Genomic DNA, 24824 nt, shown 5'->3' with positions numbered 1-24824 from the left:
GCCTCTCGCGCATCCCGGGCCCCACCCGTCGCGGGCCCTGCGGACTAGGCCCTTCGGACCATGGAATTCCGTTCGTCCGGCCGGGGCCGGGACCGGGTGTCCCTCCCTACGCTGGCGGCCATGACCGCAACCGACGCCGAAGGCACCACGACAGAAGGCCCCGCCACAGAAGGCACGACGACCACAGGCCCCGCCGCCGAACCCGACCCCGGCGGCGGCATACTCGGGCGCCGCTACCGGGCGCTCACCCTCGGCATCGTCTCCGTCGTCTCCCTGATCGCCTTCGAGGCGAGCGCGGTCAACACCGCGATGCCCGTCGCGGCACGCGCGCTCGACGGACTGGAGCTCTACGCCTTCTCCTTCTCCGCCTTCTTCACGGCGAGCCTGTTCGCCATGGCGCTGTCGGGGGAGTGGTGCGACCGCTCCGGACCGCTCGCCCCGCTCTTCACCGGCATCGCCGCCTTCGGCACCGGCCTGGTCGTCGCGGGCTCCGCGCAGCAGATGTGGACGTTCGTCGCGGGCCGCGGCATCCAGGGCGTCGGCGCCGGCCTGGTGATCGTCTCGCTGTACGTGGTGGTCGGCCGGGCGTACCCCGAGCGGCTGCGGCCGCTGGTCCTCGCCTCCTTCTCGGCGGCCTGGGTCGTCCCTGTGATCGTCGGCCCGGTGGTGGCGGGCACGGTCACCGAGCGGCTCGGCTGGCGCTGGGTGTTCCTGGCCATCCCGGTGCTGGTGCTGCTGCCGCTGGCCGTGATGCTGCCGGCGCTGCGCAAGCTGCCCGTCGGCGAGCGCACCGAGGCCATGGACCGCCGCCGCATCCTGCTGGCCCTCGCCGTGGCCACCGGCGCCGGGCTGTTGCAGTACGCCGGCCAGGACCTGCGCCCGCTCTCCGCGCTGCCCGCCGCCGCCGGGCTCGCCCTGCTCGTCCCCTGCGTGCTGCGGCTGCTGCCGGCGGGCACCTTCCGGGCCGGGCGCGGGCTGCCCTCGGTCGTGCTGCTGCGCGGTATCGCGCAGGGGTCCTTCCTGGCCGCCGAGAGCTTCGTCCCGCTGCTGCTGGTGACCGAGCGCGGCCTGTCGGCGACCCTCGCCGGGCTGTCCCTCACCGGTGGGGGGCTGACGTGGGCCCTGGGCTCGTTCACCCAGAGCCGGGCCCGCCTGGAGCCGTACCGCGCGCGTCTGATGAGCGTGGGTATGGCCCTGCTGGCGCTGGCCGTGGCCCTGACGCCGCTGGTGCTGATCGGCTCGGTGCCGGTGTGGATCGTGGCCGTCGCCTGGATCATCGGCGGCTACGGCATGGGCCTGACGATCTCCGGCGGCGCGATGCTGCTGCTCAAGCTCTCCAAGCCGGGGGAGGAGGGCGCGAACTCGGCCTCTCTCCAGGTGTCCGACGCGCTCGGCAGCATCGTCCTGGTGGGCCTGGCCGGTGTGCTCTTCGTCTCGTCCGGCGGCGGCTCGGTGGGCGGGGACGCGGCCGGCGGGGCGGCCCCGCCGCACGCCTTCGCGATCGTCTTCGCCCTCGCCTCGGCATCGGCGCTGGTGGGCTCGTACATCGCCACGCGGCTCGTCCCCCGCGAGCGGAATGTCCGACTCGAGAAGGCCGTGTGACCTCCGTCCCACCCTCGGGTGAGCCCCGCTTGTCCCACCCGGGACGGCGGGGCCGCGCAGGTAGGCTGTCGCGGTTGCCGATCGCCGAACCTCCCCCAGCCGCCGCTGGGGCACCCCCAGACGGAGACCGTGACTACCACCACAGCGAACCACCACCTCTCACCCGCCTTCCCCGGCCGGGCCCCCTGGGGTACCGCGAACAAGCTGCGCGCGTGGCAGCAGGGTGCGATGGAGAAGTACATCCAGACGCAGCCGCGTGACTTCCTCGCCGTGGCCACCCCGGGTGCCGGAAAGACCACCTTCGCCCTCACCCTCGCCTCCTGGCTGCTGCACCACCACGTCGTGCAGCAGGTGACCGTCGTCGCCCCCACCGAGCACCTGAAGAAGCAGTGGGCCGAGGCCGCGGGCCGCATAGGCATCCGGCTGGACCCCGAGTACAGCGCCGGCCCCCTCGGCCGCGAGTACCACGGCGTCGCCGTCACCTACGCGGGCGTGGGCGTGCGCCCCATGCTGCACCGCAACCGCAGCGAGCAGCGCAAGACGCTCGTCATCCTCGACGAGATCCACCACGCCGGCGACTCCCGCTCCTGGGGCGAGGCGTGCCTGGAGGCGTTCGAGCCGGCCACCCGGCGCCTGTGCCTGACCGGCACGCCCTTCCGCTCGGACACCAACCCCATCCCGTTCGTCACCTACGAGGAGGGGACCGACGGCATCCGCCGCTCCTCCGCCGACTACACCTACGGCTACGGCAACGCGCTGTCCGACGGCGTCGTCCGGCCGGTCATCTTCCTCTCCTACAGCGGCAACATGCGCTGGCGCACCAAGTCCGGCGACGAGCTGGAGGCCCGCCTCGGCGAGCCGATGACCAAGGACGCCGTCTCGCAGGCCTGGCGTACCGCCCTGGACCCGCGCGGCGACTGGATGCCGAACGTGCTGCGCGCCGCCGACCGGCGGCTGAGCGAGGTCCGCAAGTCCATCCCCGACGCCGGGGCCCTCGTGATCGCCTCCGACCAGGAGTCGGCGCGCGCCTACGCCAAGCTGATCCGCGAGATCACCGGCGAGGGCGCCACCCTCGTCCTCTCCGACGACTCCGGCGCCTCGCAGCGCATCGACGACTTCGCGGCCTCCGAGGACCGCTGGATGGTCGCCGTCCGCATGGTGTCCGAGGGCGTGGACGTGCCCCGGCTGGCGGTCGGCGTGTACGCCACGACGATCTCCACACCGCTGTTCTTCGCGCAGGCCGTCGGACGCTTCGTGCGCTCGCGCCGGCGCGGCGAGACCGCGTCGGTGTTCCTGCCCACCGTCCCGACGCTGCTGACCTTCGCCAACGAGATGGAGGTCGAGCGCGACCACGCGCTGGACAAGCCCAAGAAGGACGGCGACGACGAGAACCCGTACGCCGAGGAGGACAAGCTCCTCGCGGAGGCGGAGCGGCAGCAGGACGAGGACACCGGCGAGAGCGACCAACTCTCCTTCGAGGCGCTGGAGTCGGACGCCGTCTTCGACCGTGTGCTCTACGACGGTGCCGAGTTCGGCATGCAGGCGCACGCCGGCAGCGCGGAGGAGCAGGACTACCTCGGCATCCCCGGCCTGCTGGAGCCCGATCAGGTGCAGCTGCTGCTGCAGAAGCGGCAGGCCCGCCAGATCGCGCACAGCCGCAAGCGCCCCGACACCGAGGCCGACCTGCTCGAACTCCCGGCGGAGCGGCGGCCGGTGGTCACCCACAAGGAGCTGCTGGAACTGCGCAAGCAGCTCAACACGCTGGTCGGCGCGTACGTCCACCAGAGCGGCAAGCCGCACGGAGTGATCCACACCGAGCTGCGCCGGGTGTGCGGCGGCCCGCCCAGCGCGGAGGCGACGGCCGGTCAGCTCGCCGAGCGCATCAAGAAGGTGCGCGAGTGGGCCACGCGCATGCGCTGATGTGACGTGTCGTACGGGGCGTGGGTCCTCCCGGTGGGGGCCCACGCCCTGTCCATATGCTGGGAAGCACCCGCCAAAACCCGCGAATCACGGGCACCGTGACCGGATTGTGGGCAGACTCTTCCGCTGAGCGGACCGGCGGCGCTACGGTCCGCTCACGCACACGCCCCGTGGCAGCGCCGCCGCGGAGCGCAGCCGGATCATGCGTCAACGGCCGGCGGCCTCTCGTCGCGCGCTGCCGGACGGGACCGGTGGCGCAACACCCCACCGGGACGAGGGCCGCCTCTCATCGGAGGAGGGGCGTCGTGACCGCGGAGACTTCGCAGACGCTCGACAGAGGACTGCGCGTCCTCAAACTGCTCGCCGACACCGATCACGGTCTGACCGTCACCGAGCTGTCCACCCGGCTCGGCGTCAACCGCACGGTCGTCTACCGGCTGCTCGCCACCCTGGAGCAGCACGCACTCGTCCGCCGCGACATCGGCGGCCGGGCCCGGGTGGGCCTGGGAGTGCTGCGGCTGGGCCGCCAGGTCCATCCGCTTGTCCGCGAGGCGGCCATGCCCGCCCTGCGGTCGCTGGCCGAGGACATAGGGGCGACCGCCCACCTCACGCTCGTCGACGGCGCCGAGGCGCTCGCGGTCGCCGTCGTCGAGCCGACCTGGACCGACTACCACGTCGCCTACCGCACCGGGTTCCGCCACCCCCTGGACCGTGGTGCGGCCGGCCGGGCGATCCTCGCCGCGCGCCGCGGCGAGACCGACGCCCCCGGGTACGCGCTCACCCACGGCGAGCTGGAGGCCGGGGCGAGCGGGGCCGCGGCGCCGCTGCTCGGGGTGAGCGGGATCGAGGGGAGCGTGGGTGTGGTCATGCTCGCCGACTCCGTCCCCGAACGCGTCGGCGCGCGGGTCGTGGAGGCCGCGAAGGAGGTGGCGGACGCCCTGAGGTGACGCCCGGCACCCGCCCGGGCACCTCCGTGCGGGCGGCCCCGGGCCGCCCGCATGCCGCACCCGCCCCGGGAGTGAATTAGATTCGCAGCATGCCAGCTCCGTCCCAGCCCGCGCCGGGCGCGAAGAACACGGGTTCCCCCTCCGAGGGTGCCGACGACCGGGCCGCCCGGAAGAAGCGCGCCCGTACCCTCGCCGTGTGCGCCGCGCCCGTCGTCGCCCTGCTCGCGGTGGCGGCCGTCGTCCCGCTGCCGTTCGTCATCGCCCAGCCGGGCTCCACGACCGCGGACGTGCTCGGCGAGCACAAGGGCAAGCCGGTGATCTCCATCTCCGGCGCCCCGGTCCGCCGGACCACCGGACAGCTGCGCATGACCACCATCGAGGCCACCGGCCCGGACACCCCGATCCGCCTCGGCGACGTCGCGGACAGCTGGTTGCGCACCGACCGGGCCGTGATGCCGCGCGACTCCGTCTACCCCGCCGGGCAGTCCGACGAGGAGATCGAGCGGCACAACACCGCCGAGATGAGGAAGTCCCAGGACTCCGCGGCCCAGGCCGCGCTGCGCTATCTCCACCGCTCGCCCAAGGACGTGAAGGTGGAGCTCAGCCTGGCCGACGTCGGCGGGCCCAGCGCCGGACTGCTCTTCACCCTCGGCGTCATCGACAAGCTCGACGGCGACGGCCGCGGCGGCGACCTGACCGGGGGCCGCGACATCGCCGGCACCGGCACCATCGCCCCGGACGGCACGGTCGGCCCCGTCGGCGGTGTCTCGCTCAAGACGCAGGCGGCGCGCCGGGCCGGCGCCACGGTCTTCCTCGTGCCCAAGGGCGAGTGCTCGGACGCCGGGGCCGAGCTGCCCGCGGGCCTGCGGCTGGTCCCCGTCACCGACCTCAAGGGCGCCGTCTCCTCCCTCAGGGCCCTGGCGAGCGGCGGGAACGTTCCCTCCTGCCCGGCCTGACGCCGGTCCGCCCCGGCGGGACCGCGCCCGTTCAGTCCTCCGACGCCTGCTTGACCAGCGGGATGATCCTCAGGGGCACCGGGTTCTCCATGACGATCGCCGTGGAGGCCCGGACGATGCCCTCGAAGGCCACCACCCTGTCGATCACCCGCTGGAGGTCGGCGTTCGAGCGGGCCACCAGCCGGCAGAGCATGTCGCCGTGCCCGGTGGTGGTGTGCAGCTCCAGCACCTCCGGGACGGACGCCAGATGGGTGCGGACGTCCGCGCCCTGGCCCTGTTTGATCTCCAGCGTGGCGAAGGCGGTCACCGGATAGCCCAGCGCCGCCGGGTCGACGTCCGGGCCGAAGCCGCGGATCACGCCCTGGGACTGCAACCGGTCCAGCCGTGCCTGGACCGTGCCGCGCGCCACGCCGAGCCGCCGGGAGGCCTCCAGCACCCCGACGCGGGGCTCCTCGGCGAGCAGCTCGATCAGCCGCCCGTCCAAACGATCGATCACGCCGATCCGCCTCTCGTGGTCATCCTGCACACATAGCCCGGGTTACCCGGAGCATCGCTATGCATAATGCCCAGCGAAAACACAAACTATTGCGCACCTTGTGGTTCAGAGAGACCCTGCGGCCATGACTCAGACCACGGATCACACCCCGCACACCGCACGGCAGGCCGACCCCTTCCCGGTCAAGGGGATGGACGCGGTCGTCTTCGCCGTCGGCAACGCCAAGCAGGCCGCCCACTACTACTCCACCGCCTTCGGCATGAAGCGCGTCGCGTACTCCGGACCGGAGAACGGCAGCCGCGAGACCGCGAGTTACGTCCTGGAGTCCGGCAGCGCCCGGTTCGTCCTCACCACCGTGATCAAGCCGACCACCGAGCGCGGCCGCTTCCTCGCCGAGCACGTGGCCGAGCACGGCGACGGCGTGGTCGACCTGGCCATCGAGGTGCCGGACGCCCGCGCCGCGTACGCCTACGCCATCGAGCACGGCGCCACCGGTCTGGAGGAGCCGCACGAGCTGACGGACGAGCACGGCACCGTCGTCCTGGCGGCCATCGCCACCTACGGCAACACCCGCCACACCCTCGTCGACCGCTCCGCCTACACCGGCCCGTACCTGCCCGGCTATGTGGCCGCCGAGCCCCTCGTCGAGCCCGTCCCCCGCCGCTTTCAGGCCATCGACCACTGCGTGGGCAACGTGGAGCTCGGCCGGATGGACGAGTGGGTCACCTTCTACAACAAGGTCATGGCCTTCACCAACATGAAGGAGTTCGTGGGCGACGACATCGCCACCGAGTACTCCGCGCTCATGTCGAAGGTCGTCGCCGACGGCACCCGCAAGGTGAAGTTCCCGCTCAACGAGCCGGCCGTCGCCAAGAAGAAGTCGCAGATCGACGAGTACCTGGAGTTCTACGGCGGCCCCGGCGTCCAGCACGTCGCGCTCGCCACGAACGACATCGTCGCCTCGGTCCGGGCCATGCGCGCCGCCGGCGTCCAGTTCCTCGACACGCCCGACAGCTACTACGACACCCTCGGCGACTGGGCCGGCGAGACCCGGGTGCCGGTCGAGACGCTCCGCGAGCTGAAGATCCTCGTCGACCGCGACGAGGACGGCTACCTGCTGCAGATCTTCACCAAGCCGGTGCAGGACCGTCCCACGGTCTTCTTCGAGATGATCGAGCGGCACGGCTCGATGGGCTTCGGCAAGGGCAACTTCAAGGCGCTCTTCGAGGCCATCGAGCGCGAGCAGGCCAAGCGCGGCAATCTCTGAGCCACCCACGGGCCGCGATCTTCCCCCTGCCACCGCGCGGTGGCAGGGTGGGGCCCATGGGCGATCTGATCAAGCTCCTGCTCGAAGGACTCCCGGCCGAGGCCGTCCTCACCGACCCCGACGTCACCGCGGCGTACGCCAACGACATGGCGAGTTTCTGCGCCGCCGGGACCCCCGCGGCCGTCGTCCTGCCCCGCACGACGGAGCAGGTGCGGCACGTGATGCGCACCGCCACCGCCCTGCGCGTGCCCGTGGTGCCGCAGGGCGCGCGGACCGGCCTCTCCGGCGCGGCCAACGCGGTGGACGGCTGCGTCGTGCTCTCCCTCGTCAAGATGAACCGCATCCTGGAGATCGACCCCGTCGAGCGGATCGCCGTGGTCGAACCGGGCGTCGTCAACGCCGACCTCTCCCGCGCCGTCGCCGAGCACGGCCTGTCCTACCCGCCGGACCCCTCCAGCTGGGAGCAGTGCACCATCGGCGGCAACATCGGCACCGGCTCCGGCGGCCTGTGCTGCGTCAAGTACGGGGTGACCGCCGAGTACGTCCTCGGCCTCGACGTGGTCCTCGCCGACGGCCGGCTGCTGACCACCGGCCGGCGCACCGCCAAGGGCGTCGCCGGCTACGACCTCACCCGCCTGTTCGTCGGCTCCGAGGGCAGCCTGGGCATCGTCGTCCGCGCCGTCCTCGCCCTCCGGCCGGCCCCGAGCGTCCCGCTCGCGCTGGCCGCCGAGTTCCCGTCCGTGGCCGCGGCCTGCGAGGCGGTACGGCAGATCATGGCGCGCGGCCACGCGCCCTCACTGCTGGAGCTGATGGACGCGACGACCGTACGGGCCGTCAACTCCCTGATGCGCATGGGGCTCCCCGACTCCACCGAGGCCCTGCTGCTGGCCGCCTTCGACACCCCCGACCCGGCGCCCGACCTGGCCGCCGTGGCGGAGCTGTGCACCGCCGCCGGGGCCACCGAGGTCGTCCCGGCCGAGGACGCCGCAGAGTCCGAGCTGCTGCTGCGGGCCCGCCGGTCGGCCCTGCCCGCCCTGGAGACCCTCCGGCCCGCCACGATGATCGACGACGTGTGCGTGCCGCGGTCGAAGCTCGCCGCCATGCTGGAGGGCACCGCCGCCATCGCGCGCGAACACGATCTGACCATCGGCGTCTGCGCCCATGCCGGGGACGGCAACACCCACCCCGTCGTCTGCTTCGACCCGGCGGACCCGGACGAGGCGGCCCGCGCCCGCGCCTCCTTCGACGCGATCATGGCCCTGGGCCTGGAGCTCGGCGGCACCATCACCGGCGAACACGGCGTGGGTGTCCTGAAGAAGGAGTGGCTGGCCCGGGAGGCCGGCCCCGTGTCCCTGGAGATCCAGCGCGGCATCAAGGCCGTCCTCGACCCGCTCGGCCTGCTCAACCCGGGCAAGGTGCTCGACGGCTGACCGGCGCCGGGCGCCGGGGAGGTTACGCGGGAGGCCGTCCCGACCACCCCAACGAGTTCCTCCCCGGCGGCCGCCCGCACCCGAACGGTCCCCTCCGCCCGGCCGCCCGTCCCGGCCGGCCCGGGACCGCCCGCCGCCCCGGCCCGGCTAGGCGCCGGGCGCCAGCAGGTCCCGCAGCGCCTCGTCCAGCGGCAGCCACTCGCGCTCCGCGCCCGGCGCCACGGTCCGCAGGGTCCGCTCCAGCCACGCCGACAGCCCGCCGGCCGGGGCCATGAGCAGCGCCTGCCCGTCCGGCGAGGACAGCGCGATGCAGACCACCGGCCGCCCCCGGTCCTTGCCGGGGAACACCCGCACATCCCCCTCGCCGCTCGCCCGGAACGTCCCGTCGACCAGCAGCTCCCTGGAGAAGGTCCAGGTCACCGGCTTCTGCGAGGTGGTGTGGAAGGTGATGTGGACGGCGTAGGGGTCGTCCGTACGGTAGGCCAGCAGGGCCGGGACAGGAATGCTGCGCTCCGGCGACAGCACCAGGCCGATCTCGAGCTCTCGTTCCACCACGGTGTGCATGACGTACGCCCTCTCTGCTCCGCTTCCCTCGGTACGCGACCCCGCGACGAGGCCCCGCTGCTTTCAGAGAGAGTCCAGGGCGCACATCATTACGCGACTTACGGTCACCGGTACCGGCTTTTTGCCCGCTCCGGTCAGTCGCACGTGTGAGTGGTCCGGCCCGGTGACGGTCCCGGACCCAACTGGTGTCTGGTAGACCTGTTGGCTACTCATGTACGGCCGAGAGATACGGGACACCGGAGACCATGAGCGCACCTACCTCGGGATCCGCCGACAGCAGCCCCGCCAGCGGCTACTACCCCGATCCCTCCATCCCGGGCTACATCCGCTACTGGAGCGGCAGCGCCTGGGTGCCCGGCACCAGCAGGCCCGCGCCCGCCGAGGGGGAGCCGATGCCGGCGCCGCCCGCCTCGGTGGCCCCCGCGCCACTGCCCGCGCTCGCCGCGCCCGTACCGCCCACGCCGCGCCCCGCCCCCCGGCAACTGCCCGACGAGACCGGCCCCGTGTTCCTGGACGAGGAGCCCCAGGGCCCCGCGGACGACCGGGCCGGGGTCGCCGCCCCCGTGTGGCAGGCCGACGCCACGCGTCAGGAGGGCTTCGGCGGCGAGCGCGACCGGCGCGTCTCCTGGGGCGGCGAGCGGACCGGTTCGGCGCCGCTGCCCGTGGCGCGCGACCCGCGCCCGGCCGCCGACCCGCGCCTGACCGGGCCGTCCGCCCGGGACATCGCGGAGCGGGCCGTTCCCACCGCCTCGGGGGAGCCCGGCCAGGGCACGCTGAGCCTGCGTCCGAAGCCGCACGGCGCCGCCCCGGGCGGCCCGCCCGCGCCCGTCCCGTCCGTCGACCCGCGCCGGGAGCCCGCCCCGGCGGCGCCCACGGCCGCCCGGGGCAACGGCCCCGTCGCGACGTCGCACGCCCCGGCCGCGCGGGCCGCCGCCCCGGTGGCCCCCGCCGTCACCGCTCCCCACGGCACGGCCCCGGCGGAGGGCGGCGGCAGCGCCCTGCCCGTACGCCGCCCGGAGTCCGCGCCCGTCCCCGCCGGGCAGGCCCGGCCCGGGGGCTGGGCCCAGCAGGTGCAGCAGCTCGCCCAGCAGGGTGCGCCCGCCCCCGGCGAGGCGGCCCCGGCCTGGAAGCCGCCCAAGGACGACCCCTTCCTGAGCGCCGCCCAGGCGCAGGGCCGGCCCGCCGGTCTCGGCCGGCGGCTCGCCGCCCGGCTGCTGGACACGGCGCTGCTGGGCGGTGTGGTGGCGGCGGTCGCCGTGCCGCTGTGGGGCAGGGCGGTCGACCACATCGACGCGAAGGTCGAGCAGGCCCGGCAGACGGGTGAGACCGTCACGGTCTGGCTGCTCGACGGCACGACCGGCGGCTATCTGGCCGTCGTACTGGCCGTGCTGCTGATCGGCGGCGTGCTGTACGAGGCGCTGCCGATCGCCAAGTGCGGGCGCACGGTGGGCAAGAAGCTGTTCGGCGTGCGGGTGCTGGACATCGAGTCCCACGAGACGCCCTCGGTGGGAGCGGCCTTGCGCCGGTGGCTGCTCTACGGCGTGCTGGGCGTGCTCGGGGTGGGGGTGCTGGGCGTGCTGTGGTGCCTGTTCGACCGGCCCTGGCGGCAGTGCTGGCACGACAAGTCGGCCCGTACGTTCGTGGCGTCGGCGCGGGACTGACCTGACTCGAACGGCATACGGCCGGATGCGCCCACCGGAACCCCGGGTTCCACTGGGGGCATGAGCACCGCGCAGCCGCCGGACGACAACGACCCGTTCATGAAGAAGCCGCCGGAGCCCCCGTACCCGGGCTCCGGCGGGGCGGGCCCGGGCGGCGGGGGTCCGTACGGTGGCGGTGGCCCGTACGGCGGCGGTGGCGGTCCGGGCAGTCCCTACGGCGACGGCCGCGGCGCCGCCGATCCGCTGGCCGGGATGCCGCCGCTGGCCAACCGCTTCAAGCGGCTGGTGGCCCGGATCATCGACGGCCTGCTCGTGGGCATCCCGCTGAGCCTCGTCTTCTCGCTGGCCTTCTGGGGCTACGACCCCTGGCGGGACACGAGCAGGAACACCGGACTGGGCATCGTCTTCACGCTCGTCTACTTCCTCTACGAGGGCCTGATGCTGACCACGCGCGGTCAGACGGTCGGCAAGATGGCGATGCGGATCAGGGTCGCGATGCTGGAGGACGGCGCGATCCCCGAGGGCAGGCCCGGCTGGACGCGCGCCGCCGTCTACTCCCTGCCGGAGGTCGTGCCGTGCTGCGGCTTCGTCTTCTGGCTGATCAATGTGCTCTGGTGCACATGGGACCAGCCGTACCACCAGTGCATCCACGACAAGGCGGCGAAGACCGTGGTGGTCTCGACGGTGGAGTGAGGGCGCGACCGTGAGGTGAGGGCGGGTCAGCCGTGGAGGGAGTGCTCTCCCACGGCCGGCGCCGCGTGGGCGGGCGTGCGCTGCTCGGGCAACCGGGCGGCGGTGTCCGCCCGTTCGCGCCGGCCCGGTACGAGGGCGGCGACGAGCAGACCGAGTGCGAGGGCGGCCAGGGCGACGACCGCGGCCCCCGGACCCGATCCGTCCCCGGCGAGCGGGAGCAGGACGAGGGCGGAGACGACGACGGTGGCCGATCCGTAGGCGATCTGTGCGGGAGCCGGACGCGACATGGCGGGATCCGTCCTCAAGGCGTCGACAGGGGGGTACGGAGCCGGGTGGTGCCTACAGCGATTCCGACTCTACGGTGCTCTCTGCCCGAGGGGAACTGGTGGTAAGCGTGACCTAACCCACCGTACTCGGAGCATGAGGGGCGCAGGGGCTCGCCCACCGAGCCGGAGCGTGCGAAGCGTGCGCCCGGTGTGACCCGATATCCGCAACGTAAAGGCCGGATAACGTACTTGCTTGTCGGGTCTCAGTCAAGATCTGTCTTTTCTTGAGTCGCTCCGGTCAAATACCTCCACAGTTGTTACTGGGGAGGACATTCACAAGTGAAGAGCAGCCAACGGCGGATCGCTCGATCCGCCGCCGTGGTCGTCGTCGCCGCCGCGCTGGGCGCGGGGACGCTGACGACGGGTATCGCGCAGGCGACGGGCATGACCGCCCCGTCCGGCGCGGACCGGGCATCCGCCGCGCGCCAGGACCCGGCGCAGACCGGTCGTGCCGTCGAGCACGACCTCAAGGGCCCGTTCAGCAAGAAGAAGGAAGCCCAGCGCAAGGCCGCGCTGGAGCAGGTCGTCTCGGGCGAGGCCAAGGCCGAGCAGCGGGGCGCGTCGAAGGTCGTCCAGCTCGGCAAGGGGAAGTACGTCGAGCTCGCCCGGGAGAAGACGGACCGGATCTTCACCATCCTGGTCGACTTCGGCGACAAGGTCGACGACACCACGATGTACGACCCGGACGGCCCCGACGGCCCCAAGCCGCCCGTCAAGAAGTACGGCGGCACGGCCGGCCCGGCGCACAACAAGATAGCCGAGCCGGACCGTGCGAAGGACAACAGCACGGCCTGGCGGAAGGACTTCGACCGCCAGTACTTCCAGGACCTCTACTTCTCGCACGACAAGGACAAGGAGTCCCTGGCCAAGTACTACGAGAAGCAGTCCTCCGGACGCTACTCGGTCGAGGGCACGGTCACCGACTGGGTCAAGGTCGACTGGAACGAGGCCCGTTACGGGTCCAACTACTGCGGCTCCACCAACTGCCCCAGCGCCTGGGACCTCGTGCGCGACGGCGTCAACCAGTGGGTGAAGAACCAGAAGGCCGCCGGTCGCGGCGACGCCGACATCAAGGCGGAACTGGCCAAGTACGACCAGTGGGACCGCAACGACTACGACGGCGACGGCAACTTCAACGAGCCCGACGGCTACATCGACCACTTCCAGATCGTGCACGCCGGCGAGGACGAGTCCGCGGGCGGCGGCGTCCAGGGCAAGGACGCCATCTGGGCCCACCGTTGGTACGCCTACGGCTCCGACGCCGGCAAGACCGGCCCCGCCGGCAACAAGGCGGGCGGCGCCCAGATCGGCGACACCGGCATCTGGGTCGGCGACTACACCATGCAGCCGGAGAACGGCGGCCTCGGCGTCTTCGCCCACGAGTACGGCCACGACCTGGGCCTCCCCGACGAGTACGACACCAGCGGCACCGGTGAGTCCTCCGTCGCCTACTGGTCCCTGATGTCCTCCGGCTCCTGGCTCGGCGAGGGCAAGGACACCATCGGCGACCTGCCCGGCGACATGAGCGCCTGGGACAAGCTCCAGCTGGGCTGGCTCAACTACGGCAAGGCCAAGGCCGCGACGAAGTCGACGCACAAGCTGGGCGTGGCGGAGTACAACACCAAGGACAAGCAGGCGCTGGTCGTCGAGCTGCCCCAGAAGAAGGTCACCACCGACGTGGTCAAGCCCGCCGAGGGCGCGACGCAGTGGTGGAGCGGCCAGGGCGACGACCTGAAGAACACCCTCTCCCGGCCCGTCGACCTCACCGGCAAGGCCAAGGCGTCCCTCGACCTCTCCGGCTGGTGGGACATCGAGGAGAACTACGACTACCTCTACGCCGAGGTCTCCACGGACGGCGGCGCCAACTTCACGCCGCTCGACGGCACCGCGGACGGGAAGACGATCACCCGCGACGGCAGCGACAAGCCCGCCCTGACCGGCGTCTCGGGCGCGTACAAGAAGCTCTCGTACTCCCTCGACGCCTACGCGGGCAAGAAGATCCAGCTGCGCTTCCGCTACGCCACCGACGGCGGCACCTCCGGCAAGGGCTTCACCGCCGACGCCATCGCGGTGACCGCGGACGGCACGAGCCTCTTCACGGACGGCGCCGAGTCCGGCGACAACGGCTGGACGGTCAAGGGCTTCTCGCGCATCGGCGCCTCCTTCACCAAGGAGTACCCGCAGTACTACATCGCGGAGAACCGGCAGTACGTCTCGTACGACCGGACCCTGCGCAACGGCCCGTACAACTTCGGCTGGCGCGACACCAAGCGCTCCTGGGTCGAGCACTTCCCGTACCAGACCGGCCTGCTGATCTGGCAGTGGGACACCTCGCAGGTGGACAACAACGTCGGTGTCCACCCGGGCTCCGGCCGCATCCTGCCGATCGACGCCCACCCCAAGGCCGAGAAGTGGGCCGACGGCAAGCTCATGGACAACCGCTTCCAGGCGTACGACTCGACCTTCGGCTGGCTGCCGGCCCAGGGCTACACCGTGCACTCCAAGGGCGTGCCGACGCGCGTCAAGGGCAAGCTGGGCGTCCCGGTCTTCGACGACCACAAGAACACGTACTACGACGCGTCGAACCCCACGGGCGGTGTGAAGATCACCGACACCAACACCCGGATCGGGATCCTCTTCCAGGCCCCCGGCGGCTCGACGATGACCGTCCAGGTGGGTCCGTCCGGCAAGTGACCCCCCGAGGCACCTCCCGGTAGTACTCCACGGTTCGGTGGTACTCCTCGGTAATACCTCTGGCGGTACTCGGGCCCGCGACCGACGTCGCAGGTCAGCGGCGCACCGGCCGTCGCCCCCTGGCGGGCGGCGGCCGGTCGTGCTGAGAATGCCCCTCATGATGCTCATGATGGTCTTACCGGCATCCCCGGACCCGAGGGAGGCGTGAGGCGCGTGGCAGGTGGTGGATACGCCCGGCTCCCCGACGGCAGCGTGGTCGTCGCCCTGTCGCTGACCGTGCCGCCGGAGGACGGCTCCCGGCCCGGGGCGCGGGTCCGCGTCCTGGTCCACGCCGCCAACCGCGCCCGGGCCCTGACCCGGCTCCGCAACCTGGGGCTGCGCTCCGTCTACCTGCGCGGCAACACCGAGCCGCCCGTCCCCGACGAGATCACCGCCGTGCTCCACCACCCGGACGGGGTGGTCTGGCGGTCCGTCCCCGAGGACGACACCGAGTCCTGGCACCCGATCGCCGCCCTGCTGCGCGGCGGCAGGACCGCGGGTACGCCACGGGGCCCCGCCGCGGCCCCCTGAGGGCGCTCAGAGGCCCTCGGACGGCCTCGGCCTCCCTCAGTCGCCCCGGACGACCGGTTCGCCGCTGAGCTCCACTCCGGCCGCCCGGAGCTCCTCCAGCGCCCGCCGGGTGGTGTGCGGGGCCACGCCCGCCGTCAGGTCGAGCAGGACGCGCGTGACGAAGCCCTCGCGCCGGGCGTCCAGGGCCGTGGCCCGCACGCAGTGGTCCGTGGCGATGCCCACCACGTCCACCTCGGTGACCCCGCGCTCGCGCAGCCAGTCCGCCAGCGACGTGCCGTTCTCGTCCGCGCCCTCGAAGCCGCTGTAGGCGGCCGAGTGGGCGCCCTTGTCGAAGACGGCCGCGACGGCGCCGGAGGCCAGCACGGGGGCGAAGTTCGGGTGGAAGCCGCTGCCCTCGGTGCCCGCCACGCAGTGCGGCGGCCAGGTCTTCTCGTAGTCGGGGTGCGCGGAGAAGTGCTCCCCGGGGTCGATGTGGAAGTCACGGGTGGCGACGACGTGCGCGTATCCGGCGGGCGCCTCGCCCACCAGGTCGGTTATCGCCGCGGCCACGTCGGCGCCGCCGGCCACCGCGAGGCTGCCGCCTTCGCAGAAGTCGTTCTGCACGTCGACGACGATCAGCGCACGGTTCATGGTGCAGATCCTTTGTGAGGGGCCCTCGGCCGACGATGCGATCAACCCTGTGTGACCGAGGGTAGTGACTCGGATTGCGTTACGGGAGGGGCACTCGGGGGCTCCCGGAGGCTTCCGCCCGAGGGGCCCCGGCCCGGCCCGGCCGCCGTGCCCGGGCAGCGCCCCGGGATCTTCCCGGGGCGTTCCGGGGCTGGTCGGCCCGGGCGCGGCCGCCCCCGGGCGGTCCTAGGGGGTGTCCGGGAGGAATTCCGTCGGCAGGACGGGCTCGCCGCGGGAGAGCTGGGTCGCGGACAGCGGCAGCCCCTCGCGGACCCGCCGGTGCCGGTCACGCGCCGCGTCCAGGGGCTCACGGGCGACGACCTCGCCGCCCCGGACCAGCTCCACCTGGAGCCGCCGGTCCGCCAGCTCCGCCGGGATCTCGCCGGTGCCCACGACCTCGGCCTCCGCCACGCCGGCCGCGTCGGCCCGGCGCGCCGCCCACTTGCGCCCGCCGACGGACGTCTTGGCGCCCATGGACTTCTTGGCCACGGGCCGCAGCGGCGCGTCCGCGCCGGGGGCGTCCGCGCGGGCGACCAGCTTGTAGACCATCGAGCACGTGGGGTGGCCGCTGCCGGTCACCAGCTGGGTGCCGACGCCGTAGGCGTCCACGGGGGCCGCGGCCAGCGAGGCGATGGCGTACTCGTCCAGATCGCTGGTGACGACGATCCGGGTCTCCTTGGCGCCCAGGTCGTCCAGCTGCTGCCGCACCCGGTGGGCGAGCAGCAGCAGGTCGCCGGAGTCGATCCGGACCGCGCCGAGGCCCGGGCCCGCGATCTCCACGGCCATCCGGACCGCCTCGGTGACGTCGTAGGTGTCCACGAGGAGGGTGGTGCCGGCGCCGAGCGAGTCGACCTGGGCGGTGAAGGCGTCGCGCTCGCTGTCGTGCACGAGCGTGAAGGCGTGCGCACTGGTGCCGACCGTCGGGATGTTGTAGCGGAAGCCCGCGGCCAGGTCGGAGGTGGAGGTGAAGCCGCCGACGAAGGCGGCGCGGGCGGCGGCCACGGCCGCCAGCTCGTGGGTGCGCCGGGCACCCATCTCGATCAGGGCCCGGTCGCCCGCGGCCACCGACATCCGGGAGGCCGCCGCGGCGACGGCGGAGTCGTGGTTGAGGATGGAGAGGATCACCGTCTCCAGCAGGACCGCCTCGGCGAAGGTGCCCTCGACCCGCATGATCGGCGAGCCGGGGAAGTACACCTCGCCCTCGGGGTAGCCCCAGATGTCGCCGCGGAAGCGGTAGTCCGCCAGCCACTCGAGGGTCGGTCCGTCGACGATCCGGTGCTCGGCGAGGAAGTCCAGCACGCCGCTGTCGAAGCGGAAGTTCTCCACGGCGTCCAAGACCCGGCCGGTGCCGGCCACCACGCCGTAGCGGCGGCCCTCGGGCAGCCGGCGGGTGAAGACCTCGAAGACCGAGCGCCGGTCCGCCGTTCCGGAGCGCAGGGCGCCCTGCAGCATCGTGAGTTCGTACCGGTCGGTGAAGAGGGCCGTCGAGGGCACGTCGACCGGGAGCCTCAGGTCCGCAGCGTTCATGACGACGATGCTACCCCCGGCTCTCGTCAGTTTGACGATTTCTGGGGCGGGATCCGACGTGATCTACGGAACCCCGGCCCGCGGCGCGCTCAGGGGGACCCCGTTTGTGCGTCGCGCCGGGCCGAGTGGCAGCATGGGAAGCGTGAGTGTTGCACCGGTCGAGATCGAACGGCCCGAAACGGGCGAGTCGCCCTTCGCGGTGACCGAACCCGACGTCCCCTGGGTAACCCTGGTCCACAACGACCCCGTCAACCTCATGAGTTATGTGACGTATGTGTTCCAGGCCTACTTCGGCTACCCCAAGGACAAGGCGCACCGGCTGATGCTCGACGTCCATCACAAGGGCCGCGCGACGGTCTCCAGTGGCAGTCGTGAGGAGATGGAGCGCGACGTGCAGGCGATGCACGGCTACGGGCTCTGGGCGACCCTGTCGCAGGACCGTTGATGGCCGGGCACTTCGAGCCGCTCGCCGGCGGCGGGGCCGCCGTCGCCCTGGACGAGGTAGAGGTCTCCATCCTGCGCAGCCTGGCCGTGCAGTTGCTGGAGCTGATCGGCCCGGGTGAGGGCGAGGGCCCGGACGCCGCCGACCCGCTGGCCCGGCTGTTCGCGGAGGGCCCCAGCGAGCCCCCGGCCGACCCGGCCCTGGCCCGGCTGTTCCCCGACGCCTACGGCGACCCGGGCGCCGAGCAGGACGAGCGGCAGCGCGCCCACGCCGCCGAATTCCGCCGCTACACCGAGAACGACCTGCGCGCCCGTAAGCGCGAGGACGCCCTGGGCATGGTCCGCTCGCTGGACTCGCTCGCGGTGGCGGGCGACAGCGCCGCGGTGCTCCGGCTCCCTCCCGAACAGTGCCGCCAGTGGCTCGGCGCGCTCAACGATCTCCGGCTGACCATCGGCACCCGGCTGGAGATCACGGACGAGGACGACGGTGACGCGCTCTTCCGGCTGCCGGACGAGGATCCGCGCAAGCCGATGGTCATGGCCTATCTGTGGCTCGGCGGCCTCCAGGAGACGCTGGTCGAGGCCCTGATGGCCTGAAACGGGCCGTTCGCTCAGCGAACGCTCAATTCCGGATAACGATCGAATCACTGTGACGGCGGCTCTTGGCCGCCGTTATTGCTTTTGTCCGCTTTTGTTTGTGGCGCGCGTCATAACGAGTCGGACGATCTTCCCGTCACACGTGATACATCTTGCCGACCTGCCTCCGTGACGCCACCCCTGTCACGGCGGGAGCGCTGAGCCGGCCGACCGTCGGCACTTGCAGGACTCCATCCGGGGGGATCGGAACCCGATCCGGAGCAACCGGGTCGGTATGGAGAAAGGCGCACCACCATGACCTCTGAGCAGGTCGCCGACCGCACCGCAGTGCGGGACGGAGAGGGAAGCGGACAGGACGCTTCCGAGGGTTACCAGCGGGGGCTGGGCAACCGGCAGATTCAGATGATCGCCATTGGTGGCGCCATCGGCACCGGTCTTTTCCTCGGCGCGGGCAAGGCCATCTCGAAGGCCGGCCCCAGCCTGATCCTGGCCTACGCGATCGCAGGCCTGGTCATCTTCTTCATCATGCGAGCGCTCGGTGAGCTGCTCATGTACCGCCCGGTGTCGGGCTCCTTCTCGGACTACGCCCGAGAGTTCCTCGGTCCCTTCTGGGGCTATGTGACCGGATGGACGTACTGGCTCTTCTGGGTCGTCACCGGAATCGTCGAGGTGACCGCCGCGGCCTCCTATGTGCAGTACTGGAGCCATTCCATTCCGCAATGGGTCTCCGCGCTGGTCTTCACCGTCGTCCTCTACTTCGCCAACCTGATCTCCGTGAAGCTCTTCGGTGAGCTGGAGTTCTGGTTCTCGATGGTCAAGGTCACCGCCATCATCGGCATGATCCTCATCGGTATCGGCGTGCTCACCATCGGCTTCTCCGACGCCGGTGACACCGCCACCGTCGCCAACCTCTGGAACGACGGCGGCTTCTTCCCGCACGGCATCGGCAACACCCTGATGACCCTGCAGATCGTGATGTTCGCCTTCCTCGCCGTCGAGCTGGTCGGCGTCACCGCGGGCGAGGCCAAGGACCCGGAGAAGACGCTCCCCAAGGCGATCAACACCGTTCCGTGGCGTATCGCGGTCTTCTACATCGGCGCGCTGATCATTATCCTGGCCGTGGTCCCGTGGGGCGAGTTCATGCCGGGCGTCAGCCCGTTCGTGGCCGCGTTCCAGAAGATCGGTCTGCCGGCCGGCGCCGGCATCGTCAACTTCGTCGTCCTCACCGCGGCGCTGTCGTCCTGCAACTCCGGTATGTACTCCACCGGCCGTATGCTGCGCGACCTCTCGCTCAACGGCCAGGGTCCGAAGTTCTTCGGTGAGCTGACCAAGGGTGGTCTGCCGCTGCGCGGCACGACCTTCTCCGCCGCGCTGATGCTGGTCGGCGTCTGGATCAACTACCAGTGGCCGGGCAAGGCGTTCGACTACGTCGTCTCCTTCGCGACCATCTCCGGTATGTGGGCGTGGATCGTCATCCTCGTCGCGCAGCTGCGCTACCGCCGCAAGGCCAACCGCGGCGAGCTCCCGCAGTCCGCGTTCCGGGCCCCCGGCGCGCCGTGGACCAGCCTCTTCGCCCTCGCCTTCATCCTCATGGTCATCGTGATGATGGGCATCGACAAGGACGCGCGGGTCTCGCTGTACTGCGCCCCCGTCTGGGCGGCGATCATGTGGGTCTCGTACCTCGTGCTCAAGAAGCGCAACCCGCAGGCGTTCGAGCGCAAGGACTACTCGCAGGCCGCCTGACGGACTTCCCGTCCGGCCGCACGCCCAGGACCCGCCCGTACCGTTCCGGTACGGGCGGGTTCGGCGTTTCCGGGGGATGTGTCGAGGTCGCCTCCCGGCCGGTCTGGCGCGATGTGAACCATGCAGTTGATCTGGTTTTTCCGCGCCGGGGACGCAAGGCCCCCGTACAGGTACTAACACCGCCGGAATCGAACGGGTTGCATGCCCTTCTCCGACCAGCGGGAACGCTACGACGAGGGGGCCGGGTATGGGATTGTCCTATGCCCTCGGACCGGGCCGCTTTACCGTTTCTTTAGTTGCGTGCCGCGACAACCTCGCGGTTGGCTTAGACCACTGAGGGGGCGCGGGCCGAAGCCCCGCCCACGGTGTCCGGCGCAGGCCGTACCGGGCCCGACCCGTGTGCCCGCCGATGGGTGGCGGGGCGCACCGCAGCGTATGTCGTACCGTCGCGCATTTCGCACCGCCATATATCCGCACCGACATATATGCACCGGCCACATATTGCACCGCCAGATATCCGCCGCCTATTCGCCGGATATCCGCACCGAATAATCGTCTCCCTGATTTCCCCCCGTCATGAGACTGTTGTGAAGGAGCGTGCAGGCGTCGCCATGAGCCAGATCATCGATACAGGTCACGAGATATCCCCGGGCATGCGCCTGATGCTGGCCGCCCTGAAGACGCAGGCCCGTGAGATCGGCCGGCTGATCGACGCGTCCACCGAGGCGCTCTCGGACCCGGAGGGCCTGACCGGGCCGGGCTCGGCGGTGTTCGCCGACATCGCCAGGAGCACCGTGCCCCGCTGGCACTTCGCGATGCTCAACGACAGCGAGCGGAACGCGGCCCTCGGCGAGGCCCTCAAGCGACGGGTCCCGGCGGGCGCCGTCGTCCTGGACATCGGCAGCGGCACCGGTCTGCTGGCCATGAGCGCCGTGCGGGCGGGCGCCTCCCACGTCTACACCTGCGAGGAGAACCCGCTCCTCGCCGAGATCGCCCGCCAGACCGTCGCCGAGCACGGGATGTCGGACGTCATCACCGTCCTCGACAAGCGCTCCACCCGCCTGGAGATCGGCCGTGACCTCGACCGCCGGGTCGATGTGCTCGTCTCCGAGATCGTCGACTGCGGGCTGATCGGCGAGGGGCTGCTGCCCTCGGTACGGGACGCCAGGGAACGGCTGCTGGCCCCCGGCGGACTGATGATGCCGGTGGCGGCCCGCATCCACGGCCGGCTGGTCCAGAGCGACGCCATCGCCGGACTCAACCGCGTCGGCACCGCCGCCGGATTCGACGTCTCCCTGATGAACGCCGCGGCCACCCGGGGGCACTTCCCCGTGCGCCTGAACACCTGGCCCCACGAGATGCTCTCCGATCCGCAGGAGCTGGTCTCCTTCGACCTGGAGTCCGGCCCGCTCGGCCCCGGCCGGCGCCCCCTGTCCCTCCGGGCGACCGCCGACGGCGAGGCGCACGCCCTGGTGGCCTGGTTCGAGATGGACCTGGGTGGGGGTGTCACGCTGCACAACTCCCCGCGGAACCCCACCTCCCACTGGATGCAGGCCCTCATCCTCTTCGAGAAGCCGGTCCCCGTCGCGGCCGGCGAGTGGTTCGACTTCGAGCTGCGCTGGTCGGACGTGCTCCTGAGCGCGTCCTGAACGATTCCCGGAACCTCCCGACGGTCCTCAGAGAAAGGTGACGCCGGCGCCATGAGCCACACCCCCTTCACCTACGAGCCGTACGAACTCCACGGCGACGCCCTGCGCGACGCGGTCGTGCGGTACGCCTCCAACCCCGTCTACCTCGACAACGAGGAATGGGAGAACGACGACAACCCCTACCGGCGGCAGCTGCGCCCGCAGGTGCTGCGGCACCTGGACTTCGACCGGGTGCCCGGCCGGGACCGCATCCTGGAGTACAGCGGCCTGGCCGCGCAACGGGTGCTGACCTGCGTCTACGAGGCGGACCTGGTGTTCATGCCCCGGGCCGGCCTGCGGGGCCGGGCCGAGGACTTCAAGCGGTTCTACAGCTCCACCAACCGGGCCCTGGGCGAGGCGATCCGCCCCGCCCTGGAGCGGTTCGCCTTCGGCTTCCTCGACGAGGAGGTCGAGGTCTCGGGGACCTGGACGAAGGACAGCTTCGCCTCCTACGTCGAGTCCCTGGACCCCTACGGCACCGGCGAGCCGTCCCGCTCCGAGAAGGCCATCCTCGGCTCGGTCGACCGGGAGCGCGCCGCGCGTATGTGGCTGATCCAGTTCGCCCCCGACTTCCTGTCCGAGGCGTCGCCGATGATCCGCAACGTCCTCGGCCACTACGGGGCGCCGCAGTCCGAATGGTTCAAGATCATTATCGATGAGTACGGCTACGGGGTCCACGACACCAAGCACAGCCTGCTCTTCGAGCGCACCCTGGAATCGGTCGGCCTGAAGTCCGACATCCACCGGTACTGGCAGTACTACCTCAACAGCAGCCTGCTGATGAACAACTACTTCCACTACCTGGGGAAGAACCACGAGTTGTTCTTCCGCTACGTCGGCGCCCTCTTCTACACCGAGGCCACCCTGGTCGACTTCTGCCGCCGGGCCGACGCCCTGCTGAAGGCGGTCTTCGGCGACACCGTGGACACCGAGTACTTCACCGAGCACGTCCACATCGACCAGCACCACGGCCGCATGGCCATGGACAAGCTGATCCTCCCGCTCATCGAGGCGCACGGCGAGGAGATCATCCCCGAGATCGTGCGCGGCATCGAGGAGTACCGGGTCGTCCAGGAGATCGCCGACGACGACTTCGCCACCCAGATCGACTGGATGGACCGGGGCCCGGAGTACAAGAAGCTCCACGCCCCCGTCTGGGACGCCATCTCCAGCGGCCGGGTCACCGCCCCCGTCGCCGACATCGTCGAGCCCTACGGCGAACTCTCCAACACCCACAGCCACGAGGGCGACGAGCTGTGCCACATCGTCTCGGGCACCATGAAGTTCGTCAGCGGCTTCGACTCGTACCAGATCCTCGAAGCCGGCGAGGGCACCGTCATCCAGCGCGACCGGCTCCACGGCGCGATCATCGAATCCGAGGAATGCGTCTACCAGATCCACTCCGTGGGGGATTACCAGAAGTGCCTGTAGTCACCTTCTCCGTCGCCGGGCCGCGCAACTGCGTCGAGGTCGACGGCACCCCCTTCGTCTACGCCCGCACCGCGGAGGGAGCGTTCGTCATGCCCGCCACCTGCCCGCACCGGGGCGGCCCCCTTCATCTGGCGGCCGTGTCGCCCCAGCGCAACCGGCTGGTGTGCCCCTGGCACGAACGCAAGGTCTCCCTCACCCGCCTCCGCCGGGAGGTACCGGCCGTCCGCAGGGGCGACACGGTGACCGCCGTGATCGACGGCCCCGGCGACGCCGGGATCGCCTGGCGGCACCGGCCGCTCTCCCCGGACCTGGGGGGCGAACGGGTGGGCGGTCCGGCGGCCTGATGGTCAGCGGTGTCTTCCTGGGCACCTCCCTGGTGCTGATCGCGACCCCAGGGCCCGACTCGGTCCTGGTCGCCCAGCTGGTGCTGCGCACCGGACGCCGGCGGCCGGCGGCCTTCGCCGCCCTGGGGATGCTCTGCGCCGGGGTCGTCCACGCGACCCTGGCGCTGACGGGCGTCTCCCTCCTCCTGCGGACCGAACCCGCCCTGCTGACCGCCCTGCAGTGGGGCGGCGCGGCCCTGCTGCTCCTCTGGGGAGCCGCGGCCCTGCGCTCCGCCGTCCGCCCGCCCGGCACGGACGGCGGCGCGCGGCCGGATGGCGGGGGCGGCGGGGACGCCGTCCGGTCCGCCGAATCGGCGGGCCGCTGCTTCGTCAGGGGACTGCTGACGACCGGCGGCAATCCCAAGGTCGGTCTCTTCCTCCTCGCCTATCTGCCGCAGTTCGTCCCCGCGGGCGCCCCGTCGGCGCGCAGCATGGCCGTGCTGTCGGCGGTGCACCTGGGGCTGGCCGCCCTCTGGCTCGGCTTCCTGACCATGACGGTCCACGCGCTCCGGACCTGGGCCGTCGCCAGGAGACGGGCCGCGGGGCGGACCGGCGAGGGGGGCTCCCCCTCCCGCCTGGGCCGTCTCACCGAGGGGCTGGTCGGCCTGGTCTTCATCGGCTTCGCAGCCCGTCTGGCGCTGAGCGGATGAGCGGGGACGCCGTCGACCGGGACCCCTCCCGCGCCTCCAGGGCGAGCAGGGCCCGCTTGGCCGGGACGCCGCCGGCGTACCCGGTCGGCCGCCCGGAGGCGCCCACCACCCGGTGGCAGGGCAGCACGATGCACACGGGGTTGGCCCCCAGCGCCGCCCCCACCGCCCGGGCCGCCCCCGCCCGGTCCAGCCGCGCGGCCACCTCCGCGTAGGTGGTGGTCCAGCCGTACGGGACGAGGTCGTCCAGCGCGACCAGCACCTCCGTGCAGAACGGTGTGGCCAGGCACAGGTCCACCGGCACGGTGAACGAGTGGCTCCGCCCGGCGAGATAGTCGTCGATCTCGGAACGCGCCCGCGCCAGCACCGCCGTCTGTCCCGGTGAGAACGCCGCCGGGTCCACCAGGCAGGCGCGGGCCCGCTGTGCGATCCGTCTTCGGGCCATGTCCAGATGGGCGAAGCCGCAATAGATCAGTGCTCCGTCGCCGGCCGCCAGGACCAGCCGGCCCAGCGACGTGTCATGGACGACGACGGCCGCCTCGGCCAGGGGGGACGTGCTTTGGCTGTACAAG

23 protein-coding genes are annotated in these 24824 nt (G+C 71.8%); 17 read left to right on the top strand and 6 right to left on the bottom strand.

Going from position 1 to position 24824, the window contains the following annotated elements:
• Positions 1-120 precede the first annotated feature (120 nt).
• The 4 genes from AC07BS_RS26830 (at position 121) to AC07BS_RS26815 (ending at position 5425) form a co-directional block, all read left to right on the top strand.
• Positions 121-1602: an MFS transporter gene (locus AC07BS_RS26830; protein ID WP_478934726.1), complete on the top strand. Its 1482-nt coding sequence runs from the start codon at positions 121-123 to the stop codon at positions 1600-1602.
• Positions 1603-1731: 129 nt separating this feature from the next.
• Positions 1732-3522, top strand: a complete 1791-nt coding sequence (locus tag AC07BS_RS26825; RefSeq protein WP_478642016.1) for a DEAD/DEAH box helicase — start codon at positions 1732-1734, stop codon at positions 3520-3522.
• Positions 3523-3827: 305 nt separating this feature from the next.
• Positions 3828-4469 (top strand): IclR family transcriptional regulator, encoded by a 642-nt coding sequence (locus AC07BS_RS26820; protein WP_478642014.1) that lies wholly within the window; start codon positions 3828-3830, stop codon positions 4467-4469.
• An 89-nt stretch (positions 4470-4558) separates the two neighbouring features.
• Positions 4559-5425 (top strand): S16 family serine protease, encoded by an 867-nt coding sequence (locus tag AC07BS_RS26815; protein ID WP_478934725.1) that lies wholly within the window; start codon positions 4559-4561, stop codon positions 5423-5425.
• Positions 5426-5456: 31 nt separating this feature from the next.
• On the opposite strand, the gene AC07BS_RS26810 is transcribed toward AC07BS_RS26815, so the two are convergent.
• The gene (locus AC07BS_RS26810) at positions 5457-5921 is read right to left on the bottom strand and encodes an Lrp/AsnC family transcriptional regulator (protein WP_478642009.1); all 465 of its coding nucleotides are present in this window, start codon (positions 5919-5921) and stop codon (positions 5457-5459) included.
• A 124-nt stretch (positions 5922-6045) separates the two neighbouring features.
• Between AC07BS_RS26810 and hppD the strand changes: the two genes are divergently transcribed.
• Entirely contained in the window at positions 6046-7188 is a 1143-nt protein-coding gene (gene hppD / locus AC07BS_RS26805; RefSeq protein WP_478642006.1) for a 4-hydroxyphenylpyruvate dioxygenase, read from the top strand.
• Between the two features lie 56 nt (positions 7189-7244).
• Positions 7245-8618 carry an FAD-binding oxidoreductase gene (locus AC07BS_RS26800; protein WP_478934724.1) on the top strand — a complete coding sequence of 458 codons (1374 nt, stop codon included), beginning with the start codon at positions 7245-7247 and terminating at the stop codon, positions 8616-8618.
• A 147-nt stretch (positions 8619-8765) separates the two neighbouring features.
• Here the strand turns inward: AC07BS_RS26800 and AC07BS_RS26795 are convergent, their stop codons facing one another.
• The gene (locus AC07BS_RS26795; RefSeq protein WP_478642002.1) at positions 8766-9182 is read right to left on the bottom strand and encodes an SsgA family sporulation/cell division regulator; all 417 of its coding nucleotides are present in this window, start codon (positions 9180-9182) and stop codon (positions 8766-8768) included.
• Positions 9183-9427: 245 nt separating this feature from the next.
• On the opposite strand from AC07BS_RS26795, the gene AC07BS_RS26790 reads away from it, so the two are divergent.
• Positions 9428-10843 (top strand): RDD family protein, encoded by a 1416-nt coding sequence (locus AC07BS_RS26790; protein WP_478934723.1) that lies wholly within the window; start codon positions 9428-9430, stop codon positions 10841-10843.
• Positions 10844-10903: 60 nt separating this feature from the next.
• Positions 10904-11536 carry an RDD family protein gene (locus AC07BS_RS26785; protein ID WP_478934722.1) on the top strand — a complete coding sequence of 211 codons (633 nt, stop codon included), beginning with the start codon at positions 10904-10906 and terminating at the stop codon, positions 11534-11536.
• Between the two features lie 26 nt (positions 11537-11562).
• Here AC07BS_RS26785 and AC07BS_RS26780 read toward each other — a convergent pair whose 3' ends face one another.
• Complete coding sequence (locus AC07BS_RS26780) at positions 11563-11823, bottom strand: hypothetical protein (RefSeq protein WP_478934721.1); 261 nt, start codon at positions 11821-11823, stop codon at positions 11563-11565.
• 318 nt (positions 11824-12141) lie between these two features.
• Between AC07BS_RS26780 and AC07BS_RS26775 the strand changes: the two genes are divergently transcribed.
• Together AC07BS_RS26775 and AC07BS_RS26770 are read left to right on the top strand one after the other, a co-directional pair.
• Entirely contained in the window at positions 12142-14556 is a 2415-nt protein-coding gene (locus AC07BS_RS26775; protein ID WP_478641991.1) for an immune inhibitor A domain-containing protein, read from the top strand.
• Positions 14557-14769: 213 nt separating this feature from the next.
• Positions 14770-15126 (top strand): hypothetical protein, encoded by a 357-nt coding sequence (locus tag AC07BS_RS26770; protein ID WP_478641989.1) that lies wholly within the window; start codon positions 14770-14772, stop codon positions 15124-15126.
• A 36-nt stretch (positions 15127-15162) separates the two neighbouring features.
• Here AC07BS_RS26770 and AC07BS_RS26765 read toward each other — a convergent pair whose 3' ends face one another.
• Together AC07BS_RS26765 and AC07BS_RS26760 are read right to left on the bottom strand one after the other, a co-directional pair.
• Entirely contained in the window at positions 15163-15756 is a 594-nt protein-coding gene (locus AC07BS_RS26765) for an isochorismatase family protein (RefSeq protein WP_478641987.1), read from the bottom strand.
• 225 nt (positions 15757-15981) lie between these two features.
• On the bottom strand, positions 15982-17322 hold the full coding sequence (locus AC07BS_RS26760; protein WP_478934720.1) for a nicotinate phosphoribosyltransferase: 1341 nt from the start codon (positions 17320-17322) through the stop codon (positions 15982-15984).
• A gap of 133 nt (positions 17323-17455) precedes the next feature.
• Here AC07BS_RS26760 and clpS point away from each other — a divergent pair, with 133 nt between their 5' ends.
• From clpS to AC07BS_RS26725, 7 genes are all read left to right on the top strand, one after another.
• A complete protein-coding gene (gene clpS / locus AC07BS_RS26755) occupies positions 17456-17767 on the top strand; it encodes an ATP-dependent Clp protease adapter ClpS (RefSeq protein ID WP_071963615.1) in 312 nt (103 codons plus the stop codon).
• Positions 17767-18360 (top strand): DUF2017 domain-containing protein, encoded by a 594-nt coding sequence (locus AC07BS_RS26750; protein ID WP_478641981.1) that lies wholly within the window; start codon positions 17767-17769, stop codon positions 18358-18360. The genes clpS and AC07BS_RS26750 overlap by 1 nt, the downstream gene beginning before the upstream one ends.
• Before the next feature lie 294 nt (positions 18361-18654).
• Positions 18655-20103 carry an amino acid permease gene (locus AC07BS_RS26745; RefSeq protein WP_478641978.1) on the top strand — a complete coding sequence of 483 codons (1449 nt, stop codon included), beginning with the start codon at positions 18655-18657 and terminating at the stop codon, positions 20101-20103.
• Positions 20104-20714: 611 nt separating this feature from the next.
• Positions 20715-21752 (top strand): class I SAM-dependent methyltransferase, encoded by a 1038-nt coding sequence (locus tag AC07BS_RS26740; protein WP_478641976.1) that lies wholly within the window; start codon positions 20715-20717, stop codon positions 21750-21752.
• A 51-nt stretch (positions 21753-21803) separates the two neighbouring features.
• Positions 21804-23222 carry an iron-containing redox enzyme family protein gene (locus AC07BS_RS26735; protein WP_478934719.1) on the top strand — a complete coding sequence of 473 codons (1419 nt, stop codon included), beginning with the start codon at positions 21804-21806 and terminating at the stop codon, positions 23220-23222.
• Entirely contained in the window at positions 23213-23566 is a 354-nt protein-coding gene (locus AC07BS_RS26730; RefSeq protein ID WP_478934718.1) for a Rieske 2Fe-2S domain-containing protein, read from the top strand. The genes AC07BS_RS26735 and AC07BS_RS26730 overlap by 10 nt, the downstream gene beginning before the upstream one ends.
• Entirely contained in the window at positions 23566-24255 is a 690-nt protein-coding gene (locus AC07BS_RS26725; RefSeq protein ID WP_478934717.1) for a LysE family translocator, read from the top strand. Before AC07BS_RS26730 ends, AC07BS_RS26725 begins: the two co-directional genes overlap by 1 nt.
• On the opposite strand, the gene AC07BS_RS26720 is transcribed toward AC07BS_RS26725, so the two are convergent.
• Complete coding sequence (locus tag AC07BS_RS26720) at positions 24218-24823, bottom strand: methylated-DNA--[protein]-cysteine S-methyltransferase (RefSeq protein WP_478641966.1); 606 nt, start codon at positions 24821-24823, stop codon at positions 24218-24220. The two genes, AC07BS_RS26725 and AC07BS_RS26720, sit on opposite strands and share 38 nt — an antisense overlap.
• Position 24824: the final 1 nt, after the last annotated feature.

This window comes from Streptomyces sp. NPDC044063, assembly GCF_056434285.1.
The sequence above is the reverse complement of the archived record's forward strand: the minus strand, read 5'-3'. Positions and strand labels throughout refer to the sequence as shown.

What these genes read in the sequence shown, in the direction of transcription:
- AC07BS_RS26830 (WP_478934726.1), top strand. Translation starts at nt 121, where the DNA reads ATGACCGCAACCGACGCCGAAGGCACCACGACAGAAGGCCCCGCCACA.
- AC07BS_RS26815 (WP_478934725.1), top strand. Translation starts at nt 4,559, where the DNA reads ATGCCAGCTCCGTCCCAGCCCGCGCCGGGCGCGAAGAACACGGGTTCC.
- hppD (WP_478642006.1), top strand. Translation starts at nt 6,046, where the DNA reads ATGACTCAGACCACGGATCACACCCCGCACACCGCACGGCAGGCCGAC.
- AC07BS_RS26800 (WP_478934724.1), top strand. Translation starts at nt 7,245, where the DNA reads ATGGGCGATCTGATCAAGCTCCTGCTCGAAGGACTCCCGGCCGAGGCC.
- AC07BS_RS26795 (WP_478642002.1), bottom strand. Translation starts at nt 9,182, where the DNA reads ATGCACACCGTGGTGGAACGAGAGCTCGAGATCGGCCTGGTGCTGTCG.
- AC07BS_RS26790 (WP_478934723.1), top strand. Translation starts at nt 9,428, where the DNA reads ATGAGCGCACCTACCTCGGGATCCGCCGACAGCAGCCCCGCCAGCGGC.
- AC07BS_RS26785 (WP_478934722.1), top strand. Translation starts at nt 10,904, where the DNA reads ATGAGCACCGCGCAGCCGCCGGACGACAACGACCCGTTCATGAAGAAG.
- AC07BS_RS26780 (WP_478934721.1), bottom strand. Translation starts at nt 11,823, where the DNA reads ATGTCGCGTCCGGCTCCCGCACAGATCGCCTACGGATCGGCCACCGTC.
- AC07BS_RS26765 (WP_478641987.1), bottom strand. Translation starts at nt 15,756, where the DNA reads ATGAACCGTGCGCTGATCGTCGTCGACGTGCAGAACGACTTCTGCGAA.
- AC07BS_RS26760 (WP_478934720.1), bottom strand. Translation starts at nt 17,322, where the DNA reads ATGAACGCTGCGGACCTGAGGCTCCCGGTCGACGTGCCCTCGACGGCC.
- clpS (WP_071963615.1), top strand. Translation starts at nt 17,456, where the DNA reads ATGGGAAGCGTGAGTGTTGCACCGGTCGAGATCGAACGGCCCGAAACG.
- AC07BS_RS26750 (WP_478641981.1), top strand. Translation starts at nt 17,767, where the DNA reads ATGGCCGGGCACTTCGAGCCGCTCGCCGGCGGCGGGGCCGCCGTCGCC.
- AC07BS_RS26745 (WP_478641978.1), top strand. Translation starts at nt 18,655, where the DNA reads ATGACCTCTGAGCAGGTCGCCGACCGCACCGCAGTGCGGGACGGAGAG.
- AC07BS_RS26740 (WP_478641976.1), top strand. Translation starts at nt 20,715, where the DNA reads ATGAGCCAGATCATCGATACAGGTCACGAGATATCCCCGGGCATGCGC.
- AC07BS_RS26735 (WP_478934719.1), top strand. Translation starts at nt 21,804, where the DNA reads ATGAGCCACACCCCCTTCACCTACGAGCCGTACGAACTCCACGGCGAC.
- AC07BS_RS26725 (WP_478934717.1), top strand. Translation starts at nt 23,566, where the DNA reads ATGGTCAGCGGTGTCTTCCTGGGCACCTCCCTGGTGCTGATCGCGACC.